Source organism: Streptomyces sp. NPDC093984 (assembly GCF_044764595.1).
Lineage (GTDB): Bacteria > Actinomycetota > Actinomycetes > Streptomycetales > Streptomycetaceae > Streptomyces > Streptomyces cynarae.
In genome coordinates this window covers 1,647,665-1,669,027 of sequence record NZ_JBIWIM010000001.1, presented here as the reverse complement: position 1 = coordinate 1,669,027, position 21,363 = coordinate 1,647,665, and the positions used below count along the sequence as shown (strand labels likewise).

The following is a 21,363-nucleotide window of genomic DNA, read 5'->3' as shown; positions in this document are numbered from 1 at the left end:
CGCCGCCCTCAGCGCAGGCTGGGGCCCAGGGCACGCGCCGGCGCAATGGCGGGGAGGGAAGAGTGCGGTGTGCGGCGGTGCAGTGGCGGGCAAGGCGGAGTGCGCGGCGTGCCCGGCCGCGGACAGCATGGGGCCCCGGAACCGGCGCAGGGGTCCCGGGGCCCGGATCAGGGGCGGGCGTCCGTGCGCCCGCCGCGGAGGGTCACACCCGCCGCAGTACCGCCACCACCTTGCCGAGGATCGTCGCCTCGTCGCCCGGGATCGGCTGGTACGCGGAGTTGTGCGGCAGCAGCCAGACGTGGCCGTCCTCGCGCTTGAACCGCTTCACGGTGGCCTCGCCGTCGAGCATCGCGGCGACGATGTCACCGTTCTCCGCGACGGGCTGGCGGCGGACCGTGACCCAGTCGCCGTCACAGATCGCAGCCTCGATCATGGAGTCACCGACGACCTTCAGGACGAAGAGCTCACCGTCGCCGACGAGCTGCCTCGGGAGCGGGAAGACGTCCTCGACCGACTCCTCGGCGAGGATGGGGCCGCCGGCCGCGATCCGGCCGACCAGGGGGACGTACGACGCGGCGGGCTTGCCCGCGGTGTCGGTGGGCTGCACGGAGGACGCCTGGTCGGAGCCGCGCACCTCGTACGCGCGCGGACGGTGCGGGTCACGGCGCAGGAAACCCTTGCGCTCCAGTGCCATCAGCTGATGTGCGACCGATGAGGTGCTGGAGAGGCCGACGGCCTGGCCGATCTCCCGCATCGACGGCGGGTAGCCGCGCCGCTGTACCGAGTCCCGGATGACCTCGATCACCCGGCGCTGCCGCTCGGTCAGCCCGGAGCTGTCCGCCCGGATGCCTGGAGGTCGGCCGGGCAGGGACCTCTTCGGTCCCTCCGGGTTCGTGGCTTCGTTCATGGCATGCACCGGCTCGAGTCGGCCCTGGGAGCGGTCCTGGGCAGTGATGGTGGCACTGTCTGCGGTGGTGGTCACGTCGTCGGCCCCTCTCGATGGTCTCCCGTGCAGCACAACGGTAGTTGCTTTCGAAAGGTTGCGCCAAACACACGTTCGAGTGAAAAACCGGGAATTGCCTGACGTGATCAGGTCTCCGGGTGTATTGGCCGACACCGCTTCCGGCAGACGGAAGTGCCCGCTGCTGTACTCTTCACCGCCGGGGCGAGGGCCTTGTGGGCCGCCACGGACAGCGCCCAGTCTGCCATCCGATGCGCCGCGGGCCGCGTACCGGCCCCGCTTCTCCATGTGGCGTCCACCGTATCCGCGCATGGTCCGAACGGGTATGGCCGTGCGGCACCTGCCAAGACAGCCGTGGCGCGCGTGTCGCCGCCGAATGTACGAGCCAATCGCTACATGTAGTGGTTGGATTGCAGTAGTGACCCACAAGTTGTGGTCCCCCCGGTCTTCGCGGTCACCGAGATCGCCTATGCTTGGGGCTGCTTCATGGGGCCGGTGAGACCCATGAGGTCTATGCGTCGTGCTGAAAAGGAGGGATGGAGCCATGCACTGCCCCTTCTGCAGGCACCCGGACAGCCGCGTCGTCGACAGCCGTACGACCGATGACGGCACGTCCATCCGCAGGCGCCGCCAGTGCCCCGACTGCTCCCGTCGTTTCACGACCGTGGAGACCTGTTCGCTGATGGTGGTCAAGCGGTCCGGAGTCACCGAGCCCTTCAGTCGTACCAAGGTCATCAACGGCGTGCGCAAGGCATGCCAGGGGCGGCCTGTCACCGAGGACGCACTCGCCCAGCTCGGTCAGCGGGTCGAGGAGGCCGTGCGGGCCACCGGGAGCGCCGAACTGACCACCCACGACGTGGGTCTGGCCATACTCGGCCCCTTGCAGGAGCTCGACCTCGTCGCCTACCTGCGGTTCGCGTCCGTTTACCGGGCGTTCGACTCGCTGGAGGACTTCGAGGCCGCCATCGCGGAACTCAGGCAGCAGCGGGAGCGCACCGCCGTGGACGAAGACGACCACGAGATCACTGACGCGGAGCGCCAGGGAACCGACCGCGGGCCCGGAGGGGCGGCCGACGCCCTCCAGCCCGCCACCGCCGCCGACTGACGGGCGGGCCGACCCGGTCGGCCCCGTCGGCGGCGCACACAGACCCGTCACGCGCGCCCGCGCAGGATGCGCGTGACAAGCAGACACAACACCGTGCCATGGGAAGAAAAGGGCACTTCAGGGCGTTTTTGCCCGATACAGGGAGGCGGCATGACAGAGACGGCGAGCGGTCCGGCACGAGGTTCCCGAGCGAAGGGCGCCAAGGCCACCAAGGGGCTGCGGATCGAGCGCATCCACACGACCCCGGGCGTGCACCCGTACGACGAGGTCGAATGGGCGCGCCGTGATGTCGTCATGACCAACTGGCGCGACGGCTCGGTCAACTTCGAGCAGCGTGGCGTCGAGTTCCCCGAGTTCTGGTCGGTGAACGCGGTCAACATCGTCACCAGCAAGTACTTCCGCGGTGCCGTCGGCACCCCCCAGCGCGAGACCAGCCTCAAGCAGCTGATCGACCGCATCGTGAAGACCTACCGGAAGGCCGGTGAGGACTACAAGTACTTCGCCTCGCCCGCCGACGCGGAGATCTTCGAGCACGAACTGGCGTACGCCCTCCTGCACCAGATCTTCAGCTTCAACAGCCCCGTCTGGTTCAACGTCGGCACGGCCCAGCCCCAGCAGGTCTCCGCCTGCTTCATCCTGTCCGTCGACGACTCCATGGAGTCGATCCTCGACTGGTACAAGGAAGAGGGCATGATCTTCAAGGGCGGCTCCGGCGCCGGCCTGAACCTCTCCCGCATCCGCTCCTCCAAGGAGCTGCTCTCCTCCGGCGGCAACGCCTCCGGCCCGGTCTCCTTCATGCGCGGCGCCGACGCCTCCGCGGGGACGATCAAGTCGGGCGGCGCCACCCGCCGCGCCGCCAAGATGGTCATCCTGGACGTCGACCACCCGGACGTCGAGGACTTCATCGAGACCAAGGTGAAGGAGGAGGAGAAGATCCGCGCCCTGCGCGACGCGGGCTTCGACATGGACCTCGGCGGCGAGGACATCACCTCCGTCCAGTACCAGAACGCCAACAACTCCGTCCGCGTCAACGACACCTTCATGAAGGCCGTCGAGAGCGGCGAGAAGTTCGGCCTGCGCGCCCGCATGACGGGTGAGGTCATCGAGGAGGTCGACGCCAAGGCCCTGTTCCGCAAGATGGCCGAGGCCGCCTGGGCCTGCGCCGACCCGGGCATCCAGTACGACGACACGATCAACCACTGGCACACGTGCCCGGAGTCCGGCCGTATCAACGGCTCGAACCCGTGCAGCGAGTACATGCACCTGGACAACACGTCCTGCAACCTCGCCTCGCTGAACCTGATGAAGTTCCTGAAGGACGACGGCAAGGGCAACCAGTCCTTCGACGTCGAGCGCTTCTCGAAGGTCGTCGAGCTGGTCATCACCGCGATGGACATCTCGATCTGCTTCGCGGACTTCCCGACCCAGAAGATCGGCGAGAACACCCGCGCCTTCCGTCAGCTCGGCATCGGCTACGCCAACCTGGGCGCCCTGCTCATGGCGACCGGCCACGCCTACGACTCCGACGGCGGCCGCGCCCTCGCCGGTGCCATCACCTCCCTGATGACCGGCACCGCCTACCGCCGCTCCGCCGAACTCGCCGCGGTCGTCGGCCCGTACGACGGCTACGCCCGCAACGAGCAGGCGCACCTGCGCGTCATGAAGCAGCACTCCGACGCCAACGCCACCGCCGTCCGCATGGACGACCTCGACACCCCGGTGTGGGCCGCGGCCACCGAGGCCTGGCAGGACGTGCTGCGGATCGGCGAGAAGAACGGATTCCGCAACTCCCAGGCGTCCGTCCTCGCCCCGACCGGCACCATCGGTCTCGCCATGGGCTGCGACACCACCGGTGTCGAGCCGGACCTGGCGCTGGTCAAGTTCAAGAAGCTGGTCGGCGGCGGCTCGATGCAGATCGTCAACGGCACCGTGCCGCAGGCGCTGCGCCGCCTCGGCTACCAGGAGGAGCAGATCGAGGCGATCGTCGCCCACATCGCCGAGCACGGCAATGTGATCGACGCTCCGGGCCTCAAGCCGGAGCACTACGAGGTCTTCGACTGCGCCATGGGCGAGCGCGCCATCTCCCCGATGGGCCACGTCCGCATGATGGCCGCGATCCAGCCGTGGATCTCCGGCGCCATCTCCAAGACGGTCAACATGCCGGAGTCGGCGACCGTCGAGGAAGTCGAGGAGATCTACTTCGAGGCCTGGAAGATGGGCATCAAGGCGCTCGCGATCTACCGAGACAACTGCAAGGTCGGCCAGCCCCTCTCCGCCAAGAAGAAGGAGACCGCCGAGAAGCCGGCCGAGCAGCCCGTCGCGGAGCCGACGGTCGAGAAGGTCGTCGAGTACCGCCCGGTCCGCAAGCGCCTCCCGAAGGGCCGTCCCGGCATCACCACCTCCTTCACCGTCGGCGGCGCCGAGGGCTACATGACCGCCAACTCCTACCCGGACGACGGTCTCGGCGAGGTCTTCCTGAAGATGTCCAAGCAGGGCTCGACCCTCGCGGGCATGATGGACGCCTTCTCCATCGCCGTCTCGGTGGGCCTGCAGTACGGCGTGCCGCTGGAGACGTACGTCTCCAAGTTCACCAACATGCGCTTCGAGCCGGCCGGTATGACGGACGACCCGGACGTGCGGATGGCGCAGTCGATCGTCGACTACATCTTCCGCCGTCTGGCGCTGGACTTCCTGCCCTTCGAGACGCGCTCGGCGCTCGGCATCCACTCCGCCGAGGAGCGTCAGCGCCACCTGGAGACCGGTTCGTACGAGCCGATCGACGACGAGGAGGTCGACGTCGAGGGCCTGGCCCAGTCGGCTCCGCGCACCCAGGAGCTGAAGGCGGTCGCCACGCCGAGGACGGAGTCCGCCGCGGCCAAGCCGGCCCCGAAGCAGGCGCACACCAGCGCCGAGCTGGTGGAGATGCAGCTGGGCATCCAGGCGGACGCCCCGCTGTGCTTCTCCTGCGGCACGAAGATGCAGCGGGCGGGCTCCTGCTACATCTGCGAGGGCTGCGGCTCCACGAGCGGCTGCAGCTGACCGGCACCCGAAGGGCGGCACGACCACCGGTCGTGCCGCCCTTCGGCGTGGACAGGCCCTAGGAGAGCGGCCGGCCCATGACGTGGGCGAAGCCCTCCGGGTCCGTGTCGAAGCCGTGGACGCCCGGGTGGAACGTCCACTCCCCGGAGGAGTCGCGCACGAACTCCGCCACCCTCGCCGCCGTGGCGCCGAGGACGCCCCCGAAGTCGTCCTCGGCGAGCACGTTGTAGTCCTCGCGGACCCGCAGCGCCGGGTTCAGGACGCCGACGAACGTCCTGCGTCCGGCTCGCTGCTGGATGGCGACGCCGACCACCACGCGCGCGTACCGGCCGTCGAGCCGGTACAGCTCCGCGGTCATGACCTCGTCCCAGCCGAAGCCCTTGCCGTCCAGGCTGTCGCGGTTGAGATAGATCGTGCCGTCGGGGGAGCGGCTGTCGAAGTGCACCACATAGGCGGGGGCCCCATAGGGGTCATCCGCCAGATAGGTCGCGGCCACGATATCGAGGTCGGTGGGCGGCTGGTCGGAGGGACTCGGGTCCCACTTCACCGCCAATTCGACCTTGCGGATGCCCTTGTTGAGACCGGTCATCTCCCATCCCCTCCCCGTAGTCATCCGCCCTTGTGGGAACTCCCGTTCCATGAGCGCCAGTTGTCCATTGTGCCTCGCGCGCGGGGCGCTCGCTCGGGTGCACTCCGCGGGAGCGTGACCAACGCCACGCAAGCTGGCCTTACGATGGCGCGGTGCTGGTCAAGTGGATTCGCTGCACCGTGGTCGACCGCCGCGGTTTCGAACGGGGGCAGCGAAAGTGGGCGGGGCTTCTGGGGGAGCCGGGCTTCAGGGGACAGGGCGGGGGTTTCAGCCGGGTCAGGCCCGGCGTGGCGCACATCTTCGCGTTCTGGGAGAGCCGCGCCTTCTACGACTCGTTCATGGCGCGCTCGCACGACCGGCTGGCCGCCGCGCAGGCGGGTACGTTCAAGGACCAGCAGGTCCGGCTCTTCGACCACCGCTTCGATGTGAAGACCGGCTTCGAGCCCCGCTTCACCGACGCCGACCTGGTGCGCGTCGCGCACTGCCGGGTCCACGAGGAGCGCGCCGAGCACTTCGCGCTGATGCAGGAGAAGGTGTGGAACCCGGCCATGGCGGGCTCACCCGGCATGATCCGCGGACTCTTCGGCGAGGCGCCGGGCCATGAGTTCATGATCCTTTCCATGTGGCAGTCGGCGGCGGAGCACGGCAAGTACCGGGAGGAGCGCGTGGAGCGGCTGGCGCTGCGGGCACAGACGGAGGCGGACGTCGCGGCGCTCACCGGGGACATCGTGGAGCTGGAGCCGACGTGGACGGTCTGACGTCCGCCGTTTGGAAACCGGACGGACCTCTTGGTGTGGCTCCGGTGTGACCTGCGCCTTATGGAGGCCCTCAGGTGCCCGTTCGGCCGTCACTCGATCTAGGGTTTTGGCATGGCACGACCACGGCGCATCGTCCTTGTCCGGCACGGCGAGTCGGTGGGGAACGCCGATGACTCCGTGTACGAGCGCGAGCCCGACCACGCGCTGCCGCTCACCGAGAGGGGATGGCGGCAGGCGGAGGAGACGGGCAAGCGGCTGCGGGAGCTCTTCGGCAGGGAACGCGTCAGCGTGTACGTCTCCCCGTACCGCCGCACCCATGAGACGCTCCGCGCCTTCCACCTCGACCCCGACCTCGTCCGTGTGCGCGAGGAGCCCCGGCTGCGCGAGCAGGACTGGGGGAACTGGCAGGACCGCGAGGACGTACGGCTGCAGAAGGCGTACCGCGACGCCTACGGGCACTTCTTCTACCGCTTCGCGCAGGGCGAGTCCGGCGCCGACGTGTACGACCGGGTGGGCGGCTTCCTGGAGAGCCTGTTCCGCAGCTTCGAGGAGCCCGACCACCCGCCGAACGTGCTCCTGGTGACCCACGGGCTCGCCATGCGGCTGTTCTGCATGCGCTGGTTCCACTGGACGGTCGCGGAATTCGAGTCGCTGTCCAACCCCGGGAACGGCGAGACGCGCATGCTCCTGCTGCAGGAGAACGGCAAGTACAGGCTCGACCGGCCCTTCGACCGCTGGCGAGACCCGGATCCGTACTGGGTCACCGGTTAGAGTGGCAGGGCGATGACCTCTGACTTCTCTCCGCTCGGCCGCCTGGAGCGCGCGCTCGCCTGTCTGCGCGGACTCGCGGTGGGGGACGCGCTGGGCTCACAGTTCTTCGTTCCCGCAAACTATCCGCTCCTCCAGCGCCGCGAGCTGCCGCCGGGCGTGTGGCAGTGGACGGACGACACCGAGATGGCCTGTTCGGTGGTGGCCGTGCTGGCCACGCACCAGCGCATCGACCAGGACGAGCTGGCCCGCTCCTTCGCCGAGCACCACGACTTCGACCGCGGCTACGGGCCGGCGGTGGGCCGCCTGCTGAGGCTCGTCCGGGAGGGCGGCGACTGGCGCGAGCTGGCGGCCGCGCTGTTCAAGGGGCAGGGATCGTGGGGCAACGGGGCGGCGATGCGGATCGCGCCGCTCGGTGCCTGGTACGCCGACGACCCGGAGCAGGCGACCCATCAGGCGGAGATCTCCGCGTACACGACGCACCAGCACCGCGAGGCCGTGGCCGGTGCCATGGCCGTGGCCGCGGCGGCCGCCCTCGTCGCCGATCCGGCGGGGCCGCCGAGCGCCGAGGCCCTGCTCGACGGGGTGATCGCGCTGGTACCGAGGAGCGCCGTCGCGGCGGGGCTGCGGCGGGCGCGGGACATGCTGGACTACGGCGACGCGACGACGGTCGCGGCCGTGCTCGGCTGCGGGCGGCGTACGACGGCGCACGACACGGTGCCGTTCGCGCTGTGGTCGGCCGCGCGCGCCCTCGGTGACTACCCGAAGGCGTTCTGGACCACCGCCCAGGTGGGCGGCGACATGGACACGACGTGCGCGATCGTCGGCGGAGTGGTGGCCGCCGGGAAGGCGGGGGCTCCGCCGGTGGAGTGGCTGGAGCGAACGGAGCGGCTGCCGGAGTGGGCGCCGTCGCTTTCGTAGCCGGCGGGGACCGCTGAGCGGAATTCCCACCCGCGGGGCCGGCTGCCCGCCGACAGCCGGACCGGCTCCCTCACCGTCGCCGCCCCGGGCGCCCGGCCGTCGTTGTCCTCCGGTTGCGCGGCGGAGGACAACGACGGTGGGGACATTCAGCCGGCGGCCGGGCCTGCCGTGCCCGCCAGGGCCTCCAGGTCGCTCTTGCGTACCCGGATGACCACCGCGGCCGTGACCAGAGCCACGATCGCCATCGCGGCGGCTGGCACGAAGGCCGTCGATATGCCGTGGGCGAGCACCTCGTTCCCCCACGGAGCCGGCAACCGGTGCGTCTTGGCGAACTCCGCCTTCTGCTCCGCCGTGCCGTTCGCCAGGAACTTCGGCAGTTGCTTGCCCGCCTCGTCCCTGCTCGCCGTGCCGAACACCGTGGTCAGGATCGACAGACCGAGCGAACCGCCCACCTGCTGGGTGGTGTTGAGCAGACCGGAGGCCGCCCCGGCCTCGTGCTGGGCGACGCCGGAGACCGCGGTGAGCGTCAGCGTCACGAAGTTCAGGCCCATCCCGAAGCCGAACACCAGCATGGGGCCGAGCACACCGCCCGCGTACGAGCTGTCGGGCTTGATCAACGCCTGCCAGCCGAGCCCGATCGTCACGAGCGTCGCGCCCACCAGCATGAACGGCTTGGGGCCGAGCACCGGCAGGAACCGCTGCGAGAGGCCGGCGCCGATCACGATCGCCACCGTGACCGGCAGGAAGGCCACGCCCGCCGAGATCGGCGTGTACCCCAGCACGTTCTGCACGAAGAGCACGATGTAGAAGAACATGCCGAACATCGCCGCGGCCAGGCTCAACATGATCACGTACGTGCCCGAGCGGTTGCGGTCGGCGAACATCCGCAGCGGCGTGATCGGCTCCCTGGCCCGCCTCTCGATGAGGGCGAACGCCAGCAGCAGCACCACGGCCGCCGCGAAGGACCCGATCGTGACGCTGTCGCGCCAGCCGTCCTCGGAGGCGCGGATGAAGCCGTACACCAGCGACGCCATGCCCGCCGTCGACGTGAGGGCGCCCGCGATGTCGAAGCGGCCCGGATGGCGTTCGGACTCATTGATGTACATCGGTGTGAGCACGGCGATCAGCACGCCGATGGGCACGTTGACGAAGAGGACCCAGCGCCAGTCGAGCCACTCCGTGAGCATGCCGCCGGTCAGCAGACCGATCGCGCCGCCACCGGCCGAGACCGCGGCGAAGACGCCGAACGCCCGGTTCCGCTCCGGGCCTTCGGCGAACGTGGTGGTGATCAGCGCCAGTGAGGTGGGCGACGCGATCGCGCCACCCACGCCCTGCAGGGCGCGCGCGGCCAGCAACTGCCAGGGCTCCTGGGCGAGTCCGCCGAGCAGCGAGGCGAAGGTGAACAGCAGGATGCCCGTCATGAACACCCGGCGCCGGCCGAGGATGTCACCGGCCCGCCCGCCGAGAAGCAGCAGGCCACCGAAGGTGAGCGTGTAGGCGCTGACGACCCACGTCAGGTCGGTCGTGCTGAACTTCAGCGCGTCTTGAATGTGCGGGAGCGCGATGTTCACAATCGTCGCGTCGAGTACCACCATGAGTTGGCAGGCCGCGATGACGGTGAGTGCGATGCCGGGACGCCCCTCCCGGCGGGCGGCTTTCGGCTTCTGGTCCTCGATCAATGGAGAGGTTGTCACGATGGGTCCCCCACGAAGGCGTTAGTGAACGATCGCGTTCACTTTCCGTGCCACACGGTAGTGAGTCCCCGTCAGTGAACGCAAGCGTTCACTGACTTCGTTGCCGTGCTGCGCCGCCCAGTTGCTCGCCCTATCCTCGGAATCCCCGCTTCCGCTGCTCAACGGAGAAACGCAGATGGGTACTTCGTCCTGGACGGCCGCCTCTCCCCGACCGGCCTCGCTCCGCCGGCGTGGTGCCGTGCTCGAACGCGCGATCCTCGACGCCACGCTCGAGCAGCTCAGCACGGTCGGCTGGAAGGGCCTGACGATGGAGGGCGTCGCCGCCGGTGCGCAGACCGGCAAGGCGGCGGTCTACCGCCGCTGGCCGTCCAAGGAGGACCTCGTCGCGGACGCGCTCCAGGCCGGACTGCCGCGCTTCGACGAGGCGCCCGACCTCGGGACCCTGCGGGAGGACCTGCTGGCCCTGTGCCGGCAGGCCCGCGACGCCATGTACTCGCGCCCCGGATTCGCCCTGCGTTCAGTCATTCACGAATGCGACACCCTAGAGGCGGAGCGTTTCCAGGGTGTGATCTATGAGGGCGTCATCGAGCCGAGCGTCAGGTTGCTGCGTCAGGTCATCACGCATGGAATCGAGCGGGGAGAGGTGCGGTCCGACGCCGCGAACGGATATGTCTTCGACGTCATGCCGGCGATGATGATGTATCGCACGAAAATTAACGCCTGCGAATGGAGTGACCAGGAGATCGAGGAGATGATCGACCGGCTGATGATCCCGCTGCTGCGTCCGGTGGGGGACTGATCCGGCTCCCGGGACGCCGCGACGGCCCGGATGCGGCGGTGCTGTCGCCGTCCTTCCGGGCGGCCGCCGGCGCGTGTGCCGTCGCCCGGGGAAACCGGGGTGTCGCACGGCGATCCCGGCGGCGTACGCTAAGGGCGCCATGCCGTACGAACCACCTACTCACACCGTCGAGCGCTCCCTCCGCGCAACGACCGGAGCGAAGGTCATCGCCGGTGTCGACGAGGTGGGGCGCGGTGCGTGGGCCGGTCCCGTCACCGTCTGCGCGGCGGTCACGGGTCTGCGCCGACCGCCCGAGGGCCTCACCGACTCCAAGCTGCTGACCGTCAAGCGGCGCACCGAACTCGCCGAGCTGCTGCGGACGTGGGTCACGGCCTACGCCCTAGGTCACGCCTCCCCCGAGGAGATCGACGACCTCGGGATGACGGCCGCCCTGCGGCTCGCGGCGGTACGCGCCCTCGAGTCGCTGCCCGTCCGCCCCGACGCCGTCATCCTCGACGGGAAGTACGACTACCTCGGCGCGCCCTGGAAGGTCCGTACGGTGATCAAGGGCGACCGGTCGTGCGTGGCGGTCGCGGCGGCCTCGGTGATAGCCAAGGTTCACCGCGACAAAATGATGGCCGAACTGGGTATCGACCATGCAGACTTCGGTTTTGCGGCCAACGCCGGTTATCCGTCACCGGTGCACAAGGCCGCGCTGGAGGAACGGGGCCCCACCCCGTACCACCGCTTGTCGTGGGCGTATCTTGATGCGCTGCCCCAGTGGCGGCACCTCAAGAAGGTCCGCAGCTGGGCGGACGGAAGCGTTCCGGAAATCGAGGGCCAGCTCGGCTTCGACTTCTGACCGGTTCCGGTCGCACTGACGTGCCACCCGCCGACGCCGGTCGCTTCGGCGTTTGATAAAAATCAGCTCATGCCTCTCATTCCCGAGGAGCCTCAGATTCACGAGAGTGCCCAGGGTCCCCGCGCCACGGCCGGCGGCCGTACCGCGCCGACCCCCCGTCCCGTACCGGGCCCCCGCCCCGCGGCCCCTGCCCGCCCCGGACGTCCGGGGCCCATCCGGCCGATGCCGGCCCAGCGCACCCCGCGCGAGCCGGCCAAGCCCGGACCGTCCGTTTCCGCCTCCACTCCACAGATCCAGCTGATCCCGGCCTCCGCCGAGGGTGCGCTGGATGCCGCCGAGGAAGCCGTCGACCTGCTGCTGGAGTCCGGTCGCGCCCCTGGTGACGTGCTGGTGATCACCACCGGCGAGCCGCACCCGTGGGCCGCGCACGAACTGTCCTTCGGTGAGGCCGCCTACTGGGCGCAGCACGACGCCGGTGACGACGTCTTCTACGCCGACGCCTCGGTGGCCTCCCGTGCCGCGGCCCGACCGGTGGTCGTGGTCGCCGTCAACGGCGGTGCCGACGCCACTGTCGCAGCGACGCTTCCGCTGGCGCTCAGCCGGTCCGGTGCCCTGCTGATCGTCTGCGGCGACCCGAAGCAGATCAACTCGGTGCTGGGCGCGGGCGTCTGAGCGGACCGACCCGGTCCGCTCGCGTCCAGCCCTTCGCGCCGGGGACCGAGCCGGGTAGCCGGTTCGGGCTTCGGCCGCCGCGGCGGTGAGTGCAGCGCCGACGGCACCCCGAACGGCGCTCTCTTCGCCATGCCCTTCTGTGGTCGGGCTCCCGGTGTCGGTGGTCACTGACGCATGTCGGCTGGCGTTGACACATGTCGGCTGGGCGCTGACGCACGTCGGTGGGCACTGACGATGTCGGCGGGCAGTGCCGCCGTATCGGCCGTCGGTGCCGCCGTAGAGGCGAACGGTTTCCTCAGGCTACTGGCGTGGGCGACTTCCGTGCTCTTCCGGTGCGTGGCCTGTTCGCGGAAACGGGGGCGCCGCGAGCGGCCGCCGCCTCCTGGCGAGTGACCCACGAGCTGGTGGTGTGGAGGCTTCCGTCGTCGTGCGTCGCCGCTCCCGGCGGCGCTGCGACGGTGCCGTGCCGCTCAGCGGGCGGCGGCCCGGCGCATCAGGTCCGAGGAAGTGCCCCCGGTGCGAGGCTGTTGCAGCGGTATGCCCGCCGGATCGAACTCCTCGGGCGTCGACTCCGCGTTGGGGCGGCGGCCCCCGCGGTCCTCGCCGAGAACCTGCCAGCCATCGCGCGTCAGCGTGATGTACGCACCACAGCGCAGCCCGTGCAACGTGCATGCGTCGCGCAGGCCCCACATCCACGCGCCGTCCTCCTCCGTCCACCGTGTGTCGCCCTCACGGCAGTAGAGCAGCACCGCCGTGCGCACCGGCGTCCGGCGCCGCAGGTCGTGGGGGATGACCCGGCGCAACTGGGCCAGCAGCGCGTTGCGGAACACCCACCCGTCCGCCGGGGCGGGACGCCGGGTGAACGACGCGCTGGCGCACAGTCGTTCCTCAGGATCCAGGACGGCCACCACGGCCGTGGAGGGGCGTGGCCGGTGCCGGGCGTGCAGCCCGCTGACGACTTCGCGGGGGTTGCGCAGCAGGGGAATCTCGGCGGCCGCCCACTCCGCCGGCTCGAGCAGTCGGGCCACGGGATGGGCGGAAGCGGCGGACGGGTCGGCGGAATCTGCCAGGGATGCCGCCGAGGACGGAGCGAATCCGAAGGTCACGATCCTCCCTTCGGCTGACGCGCCCACAGTGCGGGCGGGGTGGGACTGGGGGGTGCACACCGCGGCAGAGCCCTGCCGGATCACGGACGAGCCGTGCGGGGAGCGGACCTCAATTCTTCCCGTCGAACTGGGTTGCGGCAACGAGCAATTGGGGCTGCCGACCGGTTTCTGGTGATGTGTGGCCTATATCCCCTCTACCTCTCTGCCCAGTGTGTTCCCAGCGAAGGGGCGGGTCACTCATGCACGTGAGGACCAGCGGCCACACCCTCTCCGCTCCGGCGAGCGCCTTTCGGTGCGTGGTGCGTGGTGCGTGGTCCGTGGTCCATGTGGTCCGTGGACCGCTCGCGAGCCGTTGGTCACGCTGGGTGAGGTGGCCGATTGTCAGTGCCATCGGGTTGCATGGGGACATGGACGAACTCGAGCTCCGCGCTGAAGCCGACGCCATCCTCGCCGAGCTCGTCGGTGACCCGGGGGGCTCGGCCCGGTTGCGGGAGGACCAGTGGCAAGCGGTGGCGGCTCTGGTGCGGGAGCACCGACGTGCCCTGGTGGTGCAGCGCACCGGCTGGGGCAAGTCGGCGGTGTACTTCGTGGCCACCGCGCTGCTGCGCCGGCGTGGCTCCGGCCCGACGGTGATCGTCTCGCCGCTGCTGGCGCTGATGCGCAACCAGGTGGAGTCGGCGGCGCGGGCCGGTATCCGGGCGCGCACCATCAACTCGGCCAACCTGGAGGAGTGGGACACCATCCACGAGGAGATCGAGCGCGGCGAGACCGACGTTCTCCTCGTGAGCCCGGAGCGTCTCAATTCTGTGGATTTCCGCGATCAGGTGCTGCCCAAGCTCGCGGCCACGACCGGTCTGCTGGTGGTCGACGAGGCGCACTGCATCTCCGACTGGGGGCACGACTTCCGGCCGGACTACCGCCGGCTGCGGGCGATGCTCGCTGAGCTGGCCCCCGGCGTGCCGGTGCTGGCCACCACGGCGACGGCCAACGCGCGGGTCACCGCGGACGTGGCCGAGCAGTTGGGTACCGGCGCCGGTGAGGCCCTGGTGCTGCGCGGCCCGCTCGAGAGGGAGAGCCTGAGGCTGGGTGTGGTCGAGCTGCCGGACGCCGCGCACCGCCTGGCCTGGCTGGCCGAGCATCTCGACGAGCTGCCGGGCTCCGGGATCATCTACACGCTGACGGTGGCCGCGGCCGAGGAGGCGACCGCCTTCCTGCGGCAGCGCGGCTTCCGGGTGGCCTCCTACACGGGGCGCACGGAGAACGCCGACCGGCTGCAGGCCGAGGCCGACCTGCTGGAGAACCGGGTCAAGGCGCTGGTGGCGACATCGGCGCTGGGCATGGGCTTCGACAAGCCGGACCTGGGCTTCGTGGTGCACCTCGGCTCGCCGTCCTCGCCGATCGCCTATTACCAGCAGGTGGGGCGTGCGGGGCGCGGTGTGGCCCACGCCGATGTGCTGCTGCTGCCGGGCAAGGAGGACGAGGCCATCTGGCGCTACTTCGCCGATACCGCCTTCCCGCCCGAGGCGCAGGTCCGACAGACCCTCTCCGCCCTCGCCGGTGCGGGACGGCCGCTGTCCGTGCCGGCCCTGGAGGCGTCGGTGGATCTACGGCGCAGTCGGCTGGAGACGATGTTGAAGGTGCTCGACGTGGACGGGGCGGTCAAGCGGGTGAAGGGCGGCTGGGTCTCCACCGGCGAGCAGTGGGTCTACGACTCCGAGCGGTACGCCCGGGTGGCGCGTCAGCGGGCCGCCGAGCAGCAGGCCATGCGCGATTACGTGAGCACGTCCCAGTGCCGGATGGAGTTCCTGCGCCGGCAGCTGGACGACGAGGGGGCGGCCCCGTGCGGTCGTTGCGACAACTGCGCGGGGCCATGGGCCGATGCCGCCGTTTCGGCGGAGACGTTGGCAGGGGCGGCCAAGGAACTGGACCGCCCGGGGGTGGAGGTCGAGCCGCGCCGCATGTGGCCGACGGGGATGCCCGCACTGGGCGTCGACCTCAAGGGGCGCATCCCGGCCACGGAGCAGTGCTCCACCGGGCGTGCCCTGGGGCGGCTCTCGGACATCGGCTGGGGCAACCGTCTGCGCCCGCTGCTGGCGGAGAACGCGCCCGACGGGCCGGTCCCCGACGACGTCCTGCGGGCAGCGGTGGCGGTCCTCGCCGACTGGGCGCGCTCTCCGGGCGGCTGGGCGCCGGATGCCCCGGACGCCTCTGCCCGGCCGGTGGGAGTCGTCGCCGTGCCCTCCCTGACCCGCCCGCAACTGGTGGGTTCCCTCGCCCAGGGCATCGCGGACATCGGCCGCCTTCCCTTCCTCGGCACCCTGACCTACACCGGGCCGAGTGGCGCGCACACGGCTCGCCGCAGCAACTCCGCCCAGCGGCTCAGGGCGCTGTCCGGCGCCCTGACCGTTCCTGAGGAGCTTGCCGGTGCCCTGGCCGGCTCTCCCGGCCCCGTCCTGCTCGTGGACGACTACACCGACTCCGGCTGGACCCTCGCGGTCGCCGCCCGTCTCCTCCGCCGGGCAGGCAGCGAACAGGTCCTTCCGTTGGTCCTCGCTGTCACAGGCTGAGCTTCCCCCGGCCCGCGTCCACTTCCCGGCTGCGGCCGGTTGCAGCATGTTCAGCTCCCGGTCGCGTCTGCTTCAACGTGACTGACGGGAGTCAACCGGTGTGCTGCGCGTGGGCGCCCGCTTCATGCCGGCGGCGCGATGAAGCGCGCCACGGTACTTCGTACGGACGTGGTGCGTCCAGGCGTTCCCGAGCCCCGCTCGATGCCGGCTGCTCCTGCGCACGACTTGCCGACGCCTTGACGATTCGTTCCGCGAACGTTCAGCCAGGCGTCTGTGTCTGCGTTGTGTGTCGTCCCTAGGGTCCCTGCGGACTCGAAAGAAGGGACCCATGGGCAGACTCCTCGCAGTCCGGGCTCGCGGCATCACCAAGTGTTTCGGTGACGTCGTCGCACTCGACGGCATCGACCTGGATGTGACACAGGGTCAGATCCACGGCCTGGTCGGACCGAACGGCGCCGGCAAGACGACATTGCTCGGCCTCCTGCTGGGCCTGGCCGTCGCCGACAGCGGCCGCCTCGAGATCCTGGGTACGCCGGTCGGACGGGCGTTCGCCGCTCCCGACGGTGTCGCCGGCTTCGTGGACGGGCCCGGTCTCTACCCCTCGCTCACCGCCAGGCAGAACCTCGCCGCACTGGCCGCTCTCCGCGGCCACGACGCCCGGACCACGGCGATCGACGACGTACTCGACCAGGTCGGACTCACCGAGGTCGCCGACGACCGGGCCCGCGGCTTCTCCCTCGGCATGCGTCAGCGGCTCGGGCTCGCCGCCGCCCTGCTCACCAAGCCCCGGCTGCTCGTGCTCGACGAACCTTCCAACGGCCTGGACCCGGCCGGTAAAAGACACGTGCACGGTGTCCTCACCCGGCTCGTGGCGGACGGAACCAGCGTCGTGCTCTCCAGCCACCGCATGGACGACCTGGAGGCACTGTGCTCCGAGGTCACCATCATCGCCACCGGACGGGTCGTCTTCTCCGGCCCGTTGGGCAAGCTGGCCGCCGAGAACCGTGAACTCGACTACCGGCTGCGGACCTCCGACCCGCAGGCAGCACGCCGGCTGGCTGCCGAAACCGCCGGGATACGGGTCGTCGACGACGCCGTGGGACGGCACGAACGGCACGACGCGGAGGCGCTCGTGGTGCGCGCGCTGGTGCCCGCCCTCGACGAACTGGTGGGGGGGCTCGTGCACGCGGGCGTCGCGGTGCGCGAGCTCGCCCCCGTGGTGTCGCCGCTCGAAGCCGCGTTCCTCGCCCTCACCGAGCAGCAGGAGGCCGCCCGATGACCGCGACCATCGTCGATGACAACGTCGTCGTGGCCCGTGCCCTCCGCGTCTCGGTGGTGCGCGGCTACCGGTTCGAGCTGGTCAAGCTGGTCTCGCAATGGCGGATCCGCCTGCTGGTCCTCACCTGCTGGATAGCGCCGGCGCTCTTCGTCGCCGGGGTGAGCTGGCAGAGCACGCTCCCCGCCGACACCCTCTTCGGCCGCTGGATGCACGCCACGGGGTGGGCCGGACCGCTGGTGATGCTCGGCTTCGCGGGCACCTGGGCGCTGCCGCTGCTGACCTCCGTGGTCGCCGGCGACGTGTTCGCCTCCGAGGACCGGCTCGGCACCTGGCGCCACCTGCTCGTGGCCGTCCGGTCGCCCAGGCGGATCTTCGCGGCGAAGGCGCTGGCCAGTCTCACCGTCATCCTGCTGCTCGTGGCCGGGCTGGCCTGTTCCAGCACGGTCGGCGGGATCGTGGCGGTCGGCAACCAGCCGCTCGTCGGCCTCGACGGCCATCTCCTCGCGCCGGGGGACGCCGCGGGCAAGGTCCTGCTCGCCTGGGCCTGCGCCCTCGCCCCGACCCTGGCTCTCGCCGCGATCGGACTGCTTGGGTCGGTCGCCCTGGGGCGGTCGCCGATGGGGCTGCTGCTGCCCCCGGTCGTCGCGCTCGCGATGCAGGTGGCCCAGATGCTGCCGCTGCCCGTCGCCGTGCGCCTCGCCCTGCCCGGCTACGCCTTCATCTCCTGGAACGGTCTGTTCACCAGCCCGGCGCAGGTCGGCCCGCTCCTGATCGGCATCGTGGTCGGCCTCGTGTGGGCCGTGCTCGCGACAGGGCTGGCGTACCTGCTCTTCCTGCGGCGCGACTTCACCAACCCGGCCTACGACGGTTCCGGGCGTCGCGCGGTCACCACCGGACTCCTGCCGCTGGTCGCACTGACCGCCCTCACCGTCGTGGTGGTCGCCGTGGTGACCCCGTCGATGGGCTCCGGGATCGAGCAGGACAAGGTCCAGCGGTCGGTCGCCACGGCGTTCGCCCACCTCTACCGCATGCAGACCGAGCAGCTCCACCGCCCAGCCGTCACCGAGGCGCAACTGAAGGCCACGGCGGCGTGCAACAAGGGCGACGGCCAGGTCGCCCCCCAGGGGGCGGGCAACGACTGGCGTTGCGTCGTCACCTGGCATCTCCCCGGCGTCGCGGCCGCAGGGACGGCCATCTACCAACTTGACGTCGCCTCAGACGGGCGGTTCGTGGCCGACGGCGACGGACCGAAGGAAGTGAACGGCTACTTCCTCGTCCGTACCCCCACCGGGGACGCCCCGAACCCCCTATGGCAGTTCGACGGAAACGTCGAACTGCTCGACACCTCCTCGAAGGGATAGTTCCATGCAGGTAACACGTCAGCGTCGAAGCAACGAGAAGGAGCGGGTCAGCCTTTTCGGTAGACGTGTCGGCCGCCGGACTGTGCTGGTGACGTCGGGCATCGCTGTCGCCCTCGCCGTCACGGGCACCGCTGTCGCCCAGACGCACCAGTTCGGCACCCAGCAGGTCGGCCAGGTCACCGCCAACGGCCAGGTCGTCTCCGCCGACCAGTACATCGCCCCGTACGGCAGCCGCACCGTCATCAACGACGGCAAGATCATGTCGTCGTCGGTCAGCCCGGACGGCAGCCACCTCGCGGCCGCGGTCGCCGACGGTGACGCGGCGCTGGTCGTCATGGACCTCAAGACCGGGCAGGTGAAGCAGAAGGTCGGCAGCAACAAGGCGGACGACCTGCGCATCAGCAGCGGCTCCGTCGGCCAGGAGGGTCCGACGTACTCGCCCGACGGCAAGCAGCTGTGGCTGGGCCAGAGCGACGGCTACACCAAGTTCACCGTGAACGCGGACGGCACCCTCTCCAACCCGACGACCGTCTCCATACCGGCCGACGGCTCCAAGCACGCGCTGGTGGGTGCGGCGGTGTTCTCGGCCGACGGCTCCACCGTGTACTCCGCGGTCAACGGCCAGAACCGGGTGGTCGCCATCGACGCGGCGACCGGGACCATCAAGCAGAGCTGGGCCGTGGGCAACGCCCCGCGTGGCGTCGCCCTGGTCGGCAACAAGCTCTACGTCAGCAACGAGGGCGGCCGTCCGGCCAAGGCCGGCGACACCACGATGAACTCCTACGGCACCCAGGTGCCGGCCAACCCGGAGACCGGTGCCTCCACCACCGGCACGGTCAGCGTCATCGACGTGGCGAACCCGTCCGCCGCCGTCGGGTCCATCGACGTCGGTCTGCACCCGACCGCGGTGTACGCCAAGAAGGGCGCGGTGTTCGTCACCAACACCGCCGACAACAACGTGTCGGTCATCAACATCGCCAACGACAAGGTCGTCCAGACCATCTCCACGCAGCCGTGGCCGGAGGCGTCGGTCGGTTACGAGCCCAACGCGGTGATGCTCACCGACGACGGTCACCTGCTCGTGACGCTCGGCCGCGCCAACGCGGTCGCCGTGTACCGGTACACGTCCTCGCAGCAGCCGGCCGGCTACGTCGGCCTGCTCCCGACGGACTACTTCCCCTCGGGGATCACCACGGTGGGCAAGACCGTGGTCGTCTCCAACACCCGTGGCATCGACGCGCGCCGCCCGACCACCGCCGCCGGCCACGGCACCCACGACACGACCTCCAGCCTGACGCAGTTCTCGCTGCCGGACGACAGCGTCATCAGGTCCGAGACGGCCAAGGTCTTCAAGCAGAACGGCTGGACCGCCGGCTCGGTCAAGCTGGCCAAGGGCAAGAGCAACGCGAAGCCGGTGCCGGTCCCGACGCGGCTCGGCGCCCCCTCGACGATCAAGCACGTCTTCCTGCTCGTCAAGGAGAACCGGACCTACGACCAGGTCCTCGGTGACATCGCGAAGGGCAACGGCGACTCGTCGCTCACGCAGTTCGGCGAGAACGTGACGCCGAACCAGCACGCTCTCGCGCAGCAGTTCGGGCTGTACGACAACTTCTACGACGTCGGCACGAACTCCGCCGAGGGCCACAACTGGCTGATGCAGGCCGACAACCCGGAGTACACCGAGTCCTCGGCCGGTGAGTACACGCGCAGCTACGACACCGAGGACGACGTTCTCGGCCACCAGAAGTCCGGGTTCATCTGGACCGGCGCGCAGGCGGCCGGCAAGTCCGTCAAGGACTACGGCGAGTTCCAGTCGATCGAGAGCAAGCCGGCCGGCGCGACCTGGCAGAACCTGTACTGCGACGCCAAGAACATGGAGGCGACCGGGCAGAAGACCGCCTACCCCATCCAGACGGGTTCGGCGATCCCGTCGCTCAACAAGGTGTCGGTGCCCGGCTTCCCGCTGTTCGACCTCAACGTCCCGGACGTCTACAAGGAACAGATCTGGAAGCAGGACTTCGAGAAGAACGGTCCGGCGAACCTGAACATGTTCTGGTTCTCCAACGACCACACCGGTGGTCCGGCGAGCCCGGCCGCCGAGGTCGCGGACAACGACCTCGCGGTCGGCAAGATGGTCGACGAGATCACGCACAGCAAGTACTGGAAGGACTCGGCGATTTTCGTCGTCGAGGACGACTCCCAGGCCGGCCTCGACCACGTCGACGGCCACCGTGCCCCGGTCCAGATCATCAGCCCCTATGCCCAGCACGGCAAGGTCGACAACCACTACTACTCGCAGATCACGATGATCCGCACCATCGAGCAGATCCTCGGGATCCACCCGATGAACCAGATGGACAGCGCGGCCACCCCGATGTTCGGCGCGTTCACCCAGAAGCCGGACTACACGCCGTTCAAGGCCCAGCCCAACCGGACCTCGCTGACCCTCGGCCTGAGCACCCAGCCCTCCTGCGGCCCGGACACCCCGGCGCCGCAGGACGCCAAGGCGGCGCCCGCGCAGACGTCCGTAACGGTGCCGGCGGCCGAGCAGAAGGTCGCGGCGCAGTGGAAGGCCTGGGAGTCGCACCAGCGGCTGACCGGTACGAAGGCGGTGCCCGACTTCGCCAACCCGGAGCAGATGAACCGTCTCACGTGGTACGAGACGCACAACTGGTCCAAGCCGTACCCCGGTGACAGCAAGATCTACGCGCCGAACGACGTGCCCGGCGCCTACATCCCGTCGTCGGAGTCCGACGGCTGACATAGCTGTTCGCATCGAGGGGTCCCGGGCCGGCGTCACCGCCGACTCGAGGCCCCTTCCCTTGTGGTCCATGCGCCCAGGCAACCCGATCGGTCGGACATCGTGCGAGCGACCCCGGCCGCCTGTGGACAACTGCTGGCGT

16 protein-coding genes are annotated in these 21,363 nt (G+C 70.0%); 12 read left to right on the top strand and 4 right to left on the bottom strand.

Annotated elements, in window-relative coordinates; genetic code table 11:
* Positions 1 to 202 precede the first annotated feature (202 nt).
* Complete coding sequence (lexA, locus tag ACIRC0_RS07480; protein ID WP_103841370.1) at positions 203 to 982, bottom strand: transcriptional repressor LexA; 780 nt, start codon at positions 980 to 982, stop codon at positions 203 to 205.
* A gap of 523 nt (positions 983 to 1,505) precedes the next feature.
* On the opposite strand from lexA, the gene nrdR reads away from it, so the two are divergent.
* Together nrdR and ACIRC0_RS07470 are read left to right on the top strand one after the other, a co-directional pair.
* Positions 1,506 to 2,066, top strand: coding sequence for a transcriptional regulator NrdR (gene nrdR, locus ACIRC0_RS07475; RefSeq protein ID WP_403612481.1), 561 nt, complete (start codon positions 1,506 to 1,508; stop codon positions 2,064 to 2,066).
* A 150-nt stretch (positions 2,067 to 2,216) separates the two neighbouring features.
* On the top strand, positions 2,217 to 5,105 hold the full coding sequence (locus tag ACIRC0_RS07470; RefSeq protein ID WP_403612479.1) for a vitamin B12-dependent ribonucleotide reductase: 2,889 nt from the start codon (positions 2,217 to 2,219) through the stop codon (positions 5,103 to 5,105).
* Positions 5,106 to 5,163: 58 nt separating this feature from the next.
* Here the strand turns inward: ACIRC0_RS07470 and ACIRC0_RS07465 are convergent, their stop codons facing one another.
* Positions 5,164 to 5,718, bottom strand: coding sequence for a TerD family protein (locus tag ACIRC0_RS07465; protein WP_403612476.1), 555 nt, complete (start codon positions 5,716 to 5,718; stop codon positions 5,164 to 5,166).
* A 128-nt stretch (positions 5,719 to 5,846) separates the two neighbouring features.
* Here ACIRC0_RS07465 and ACIRC0_RS07460 point away from each other — a divergent pair, with 128 nt between their 5' ends.
* The 3 genes from ACIRC0_RS07460 to ACIRC0_RS07450 all read left to right on the top strand — a co-directional run bounded on the left by ACIRC0_RS07460 (position 5,847) and on the right by ACIRC0_RS07450 (position 8,141).
* Positions 5,847 to 6,452 (top strand): YdbC family protein, encoded by a 606-nt coding sequence (locus tag ACIRC0_RS07460; RefSeq protein ID WP_403612474.1) that lies wholly within the window; start codon positions 5,847 to 5,849, stop codon positions 6,450 to 6,452.
* Between the two features lie 111 nt (positions 6,453 to 6,563).
* The gene (locus tag ACIRC0_RS07455) at positions 6,564 to 7,223 is read left to right on the top strand and encodes a histidine phosphatase family protein (RefSeq protein ID WP_103841380.1); all 660 of its coding nucleotides are present in this window, start codon (positions 6,564 to 6,566) and stop codon (positions 7,221 to 7,223) included.
* Positions 7,224 to 7,235: 12 nt separating this feature from the next.
* Positions 7,236 to 8,141 (top strand): ADP-ribosylglycohydrolase family protein, encoded by a 906-nt coding sequence (locus ACIRC0_RS07450; protein ID WP_403612470.1) that lies wholly within the window; start codon positions 7,236 to 7,238, stop codon positions 8,139 to 8,141.
* 146 nt (positions 8,142 to 8,287) lie between these two features.
* Here ACIRC0_RS07450 and ACIRC0_RS07445 read toward each other — a convergent pair whose 3' ends face one another.
* On the bottom strand, positions 8,288 to 9,835 hold the full coding sequence (locus ACIRC0_RS07445) for an MFS transporter (protein WP_403612467.1): 1,548 nt from the start codon (positions 9,833 to 9,835) through the stop codon (positions 8,288 to 8,290).
* Positions 9,836 to 10,010: 175 nt separating this feature from the next.
* Between ACIRC0_RS07445 and ACIRC0_RS07440 the strand changes: the two genes are divergently transcribed.
* The 3 genes from ACIRC0_RS07440 to ACIRC0_RS07430 all read left to right on the top strand — a co-directional run bounded on the left by ACIRC0_RS07440 (position 10,011) and on the right by ACIRC0_RS07430 (position 12,147).
* Positions 10,011 to 10,634 (top strand): TetR/AcrR family transcriptional regulator, encoded by a 624-nt coding sequence (locus tag ACIRC0_RS07440; RefSeq protein ID WP_403612465.1) that lies wholly within the window; start codon positions 10,011 to 10,013, stop codon positions 10,632 to 10,634.
* A gap of 139 nt (positions 10,635 to 10,773) precedes the next feature.
* Positions 10,774 to 11,475, top strand: coding sequence for a ribonuclease HII (locus ACIRC0_RS07435; RefSeq protein ID WP_403612463.1), 702 nt, complete (start codon positions 10,774 to 10,776; stop codon positions 11,473 to 11,475).
* 69 nt (positions 11,476 to 11,544) lie between these two features.
* On the top strand, positions 11,545 to 12,147 hold the full coding sequence (locus ACIRC0_RS07430) for a hypothetical protein (protein ID WP_403612460.1): 603 nt from the start codon (positions 11,545 to 11,547) through the stop codon (positions 12,145 to 12,147).
* Between the two features lie 470 nt (positions 12,148 to 12,617).
* Here ACIRC0_RS07430 and ACIRC0_RS07425 read toward each other — a convergent pair whose 3' ends face one another.
* Entirely contained in the window at positions 12,618 to 13,253 is a 636-nt protein-coding gene (locus ACIRC0_RS07425) for a hypothetical protein (RefSeq protein WP_403612458.1), read from the bottom strand.
* A 407-nt stretch (positions 13,254 to 13,660) separates the two neighbouring features.
* Here ACIRC0_RS07425 and ACIRC0_RS07420 point away from each other — a divergent pair, with 407 nt between their 5' ends.
* From ACIRC0_RS07420 to ACIRC0_RS07405, 4 genes are all read left to right on the top strand, one after another.
* Positions 13,661 to 15,820 (top strand): DEAD/DEAH box helicase, encoded by a 2,160-nt coding sequence (locus ACIRC0_RS07420; RefSeq protein WP_403612455.1) that lies wholly within the window; start codon positions 13,661 to 13,663, stop codon positions 15,818 to 15,820.
* A gap of 328 nt (positions 15,821 to 16,148) precedes the next feature.
* Positions 16,149 to 17,099 carry an ABC transporter ATP-binding protein gene (locus ACIRC0_RS07415; RefSeq protein WP_403612452.1) on the top strand — a complete coding sequence of 317 codons (951 nt, stop codon included), beginning with the start codon at positions 16,149 to 16,151 and terminating at the stop codon, positions 17,097 to 17,099.
* Positions 17,096 to 18,460 (top strand): ABC transporter permease, encoded by a 1,365-nt coding sequence (locus ACIRC0_RS07410; protein ID WP_403612450.1) that lies wholly within the window; start codon positions 17,096 to 17,098, stop codon positions 18,458 to 18,460. Before ACIRC0_RS07415 ends, ACIRC0_RS07410 begins: the two co-directional genes overlap by 4 nt.
* A 4-nt stretch (positions 18,461 to 18,464) precedes the next feature.
* Positions 18,465 to 21,221 carry an alkaline phosphatase family protein gene (locus tag ACIRC0_RS07405; RefSeq protein ID WP_403612447.1) on the top strand — a complete coding sequence of 919 codons (2,757 nt, stop codon included), beginning with the start codon at positions 18,465 to 18,467 and terminating at the stop codon, positions 21,219 to 21,221.
* Positions 21,222 to 21,363: the final 142 nt, after the last annotated feature.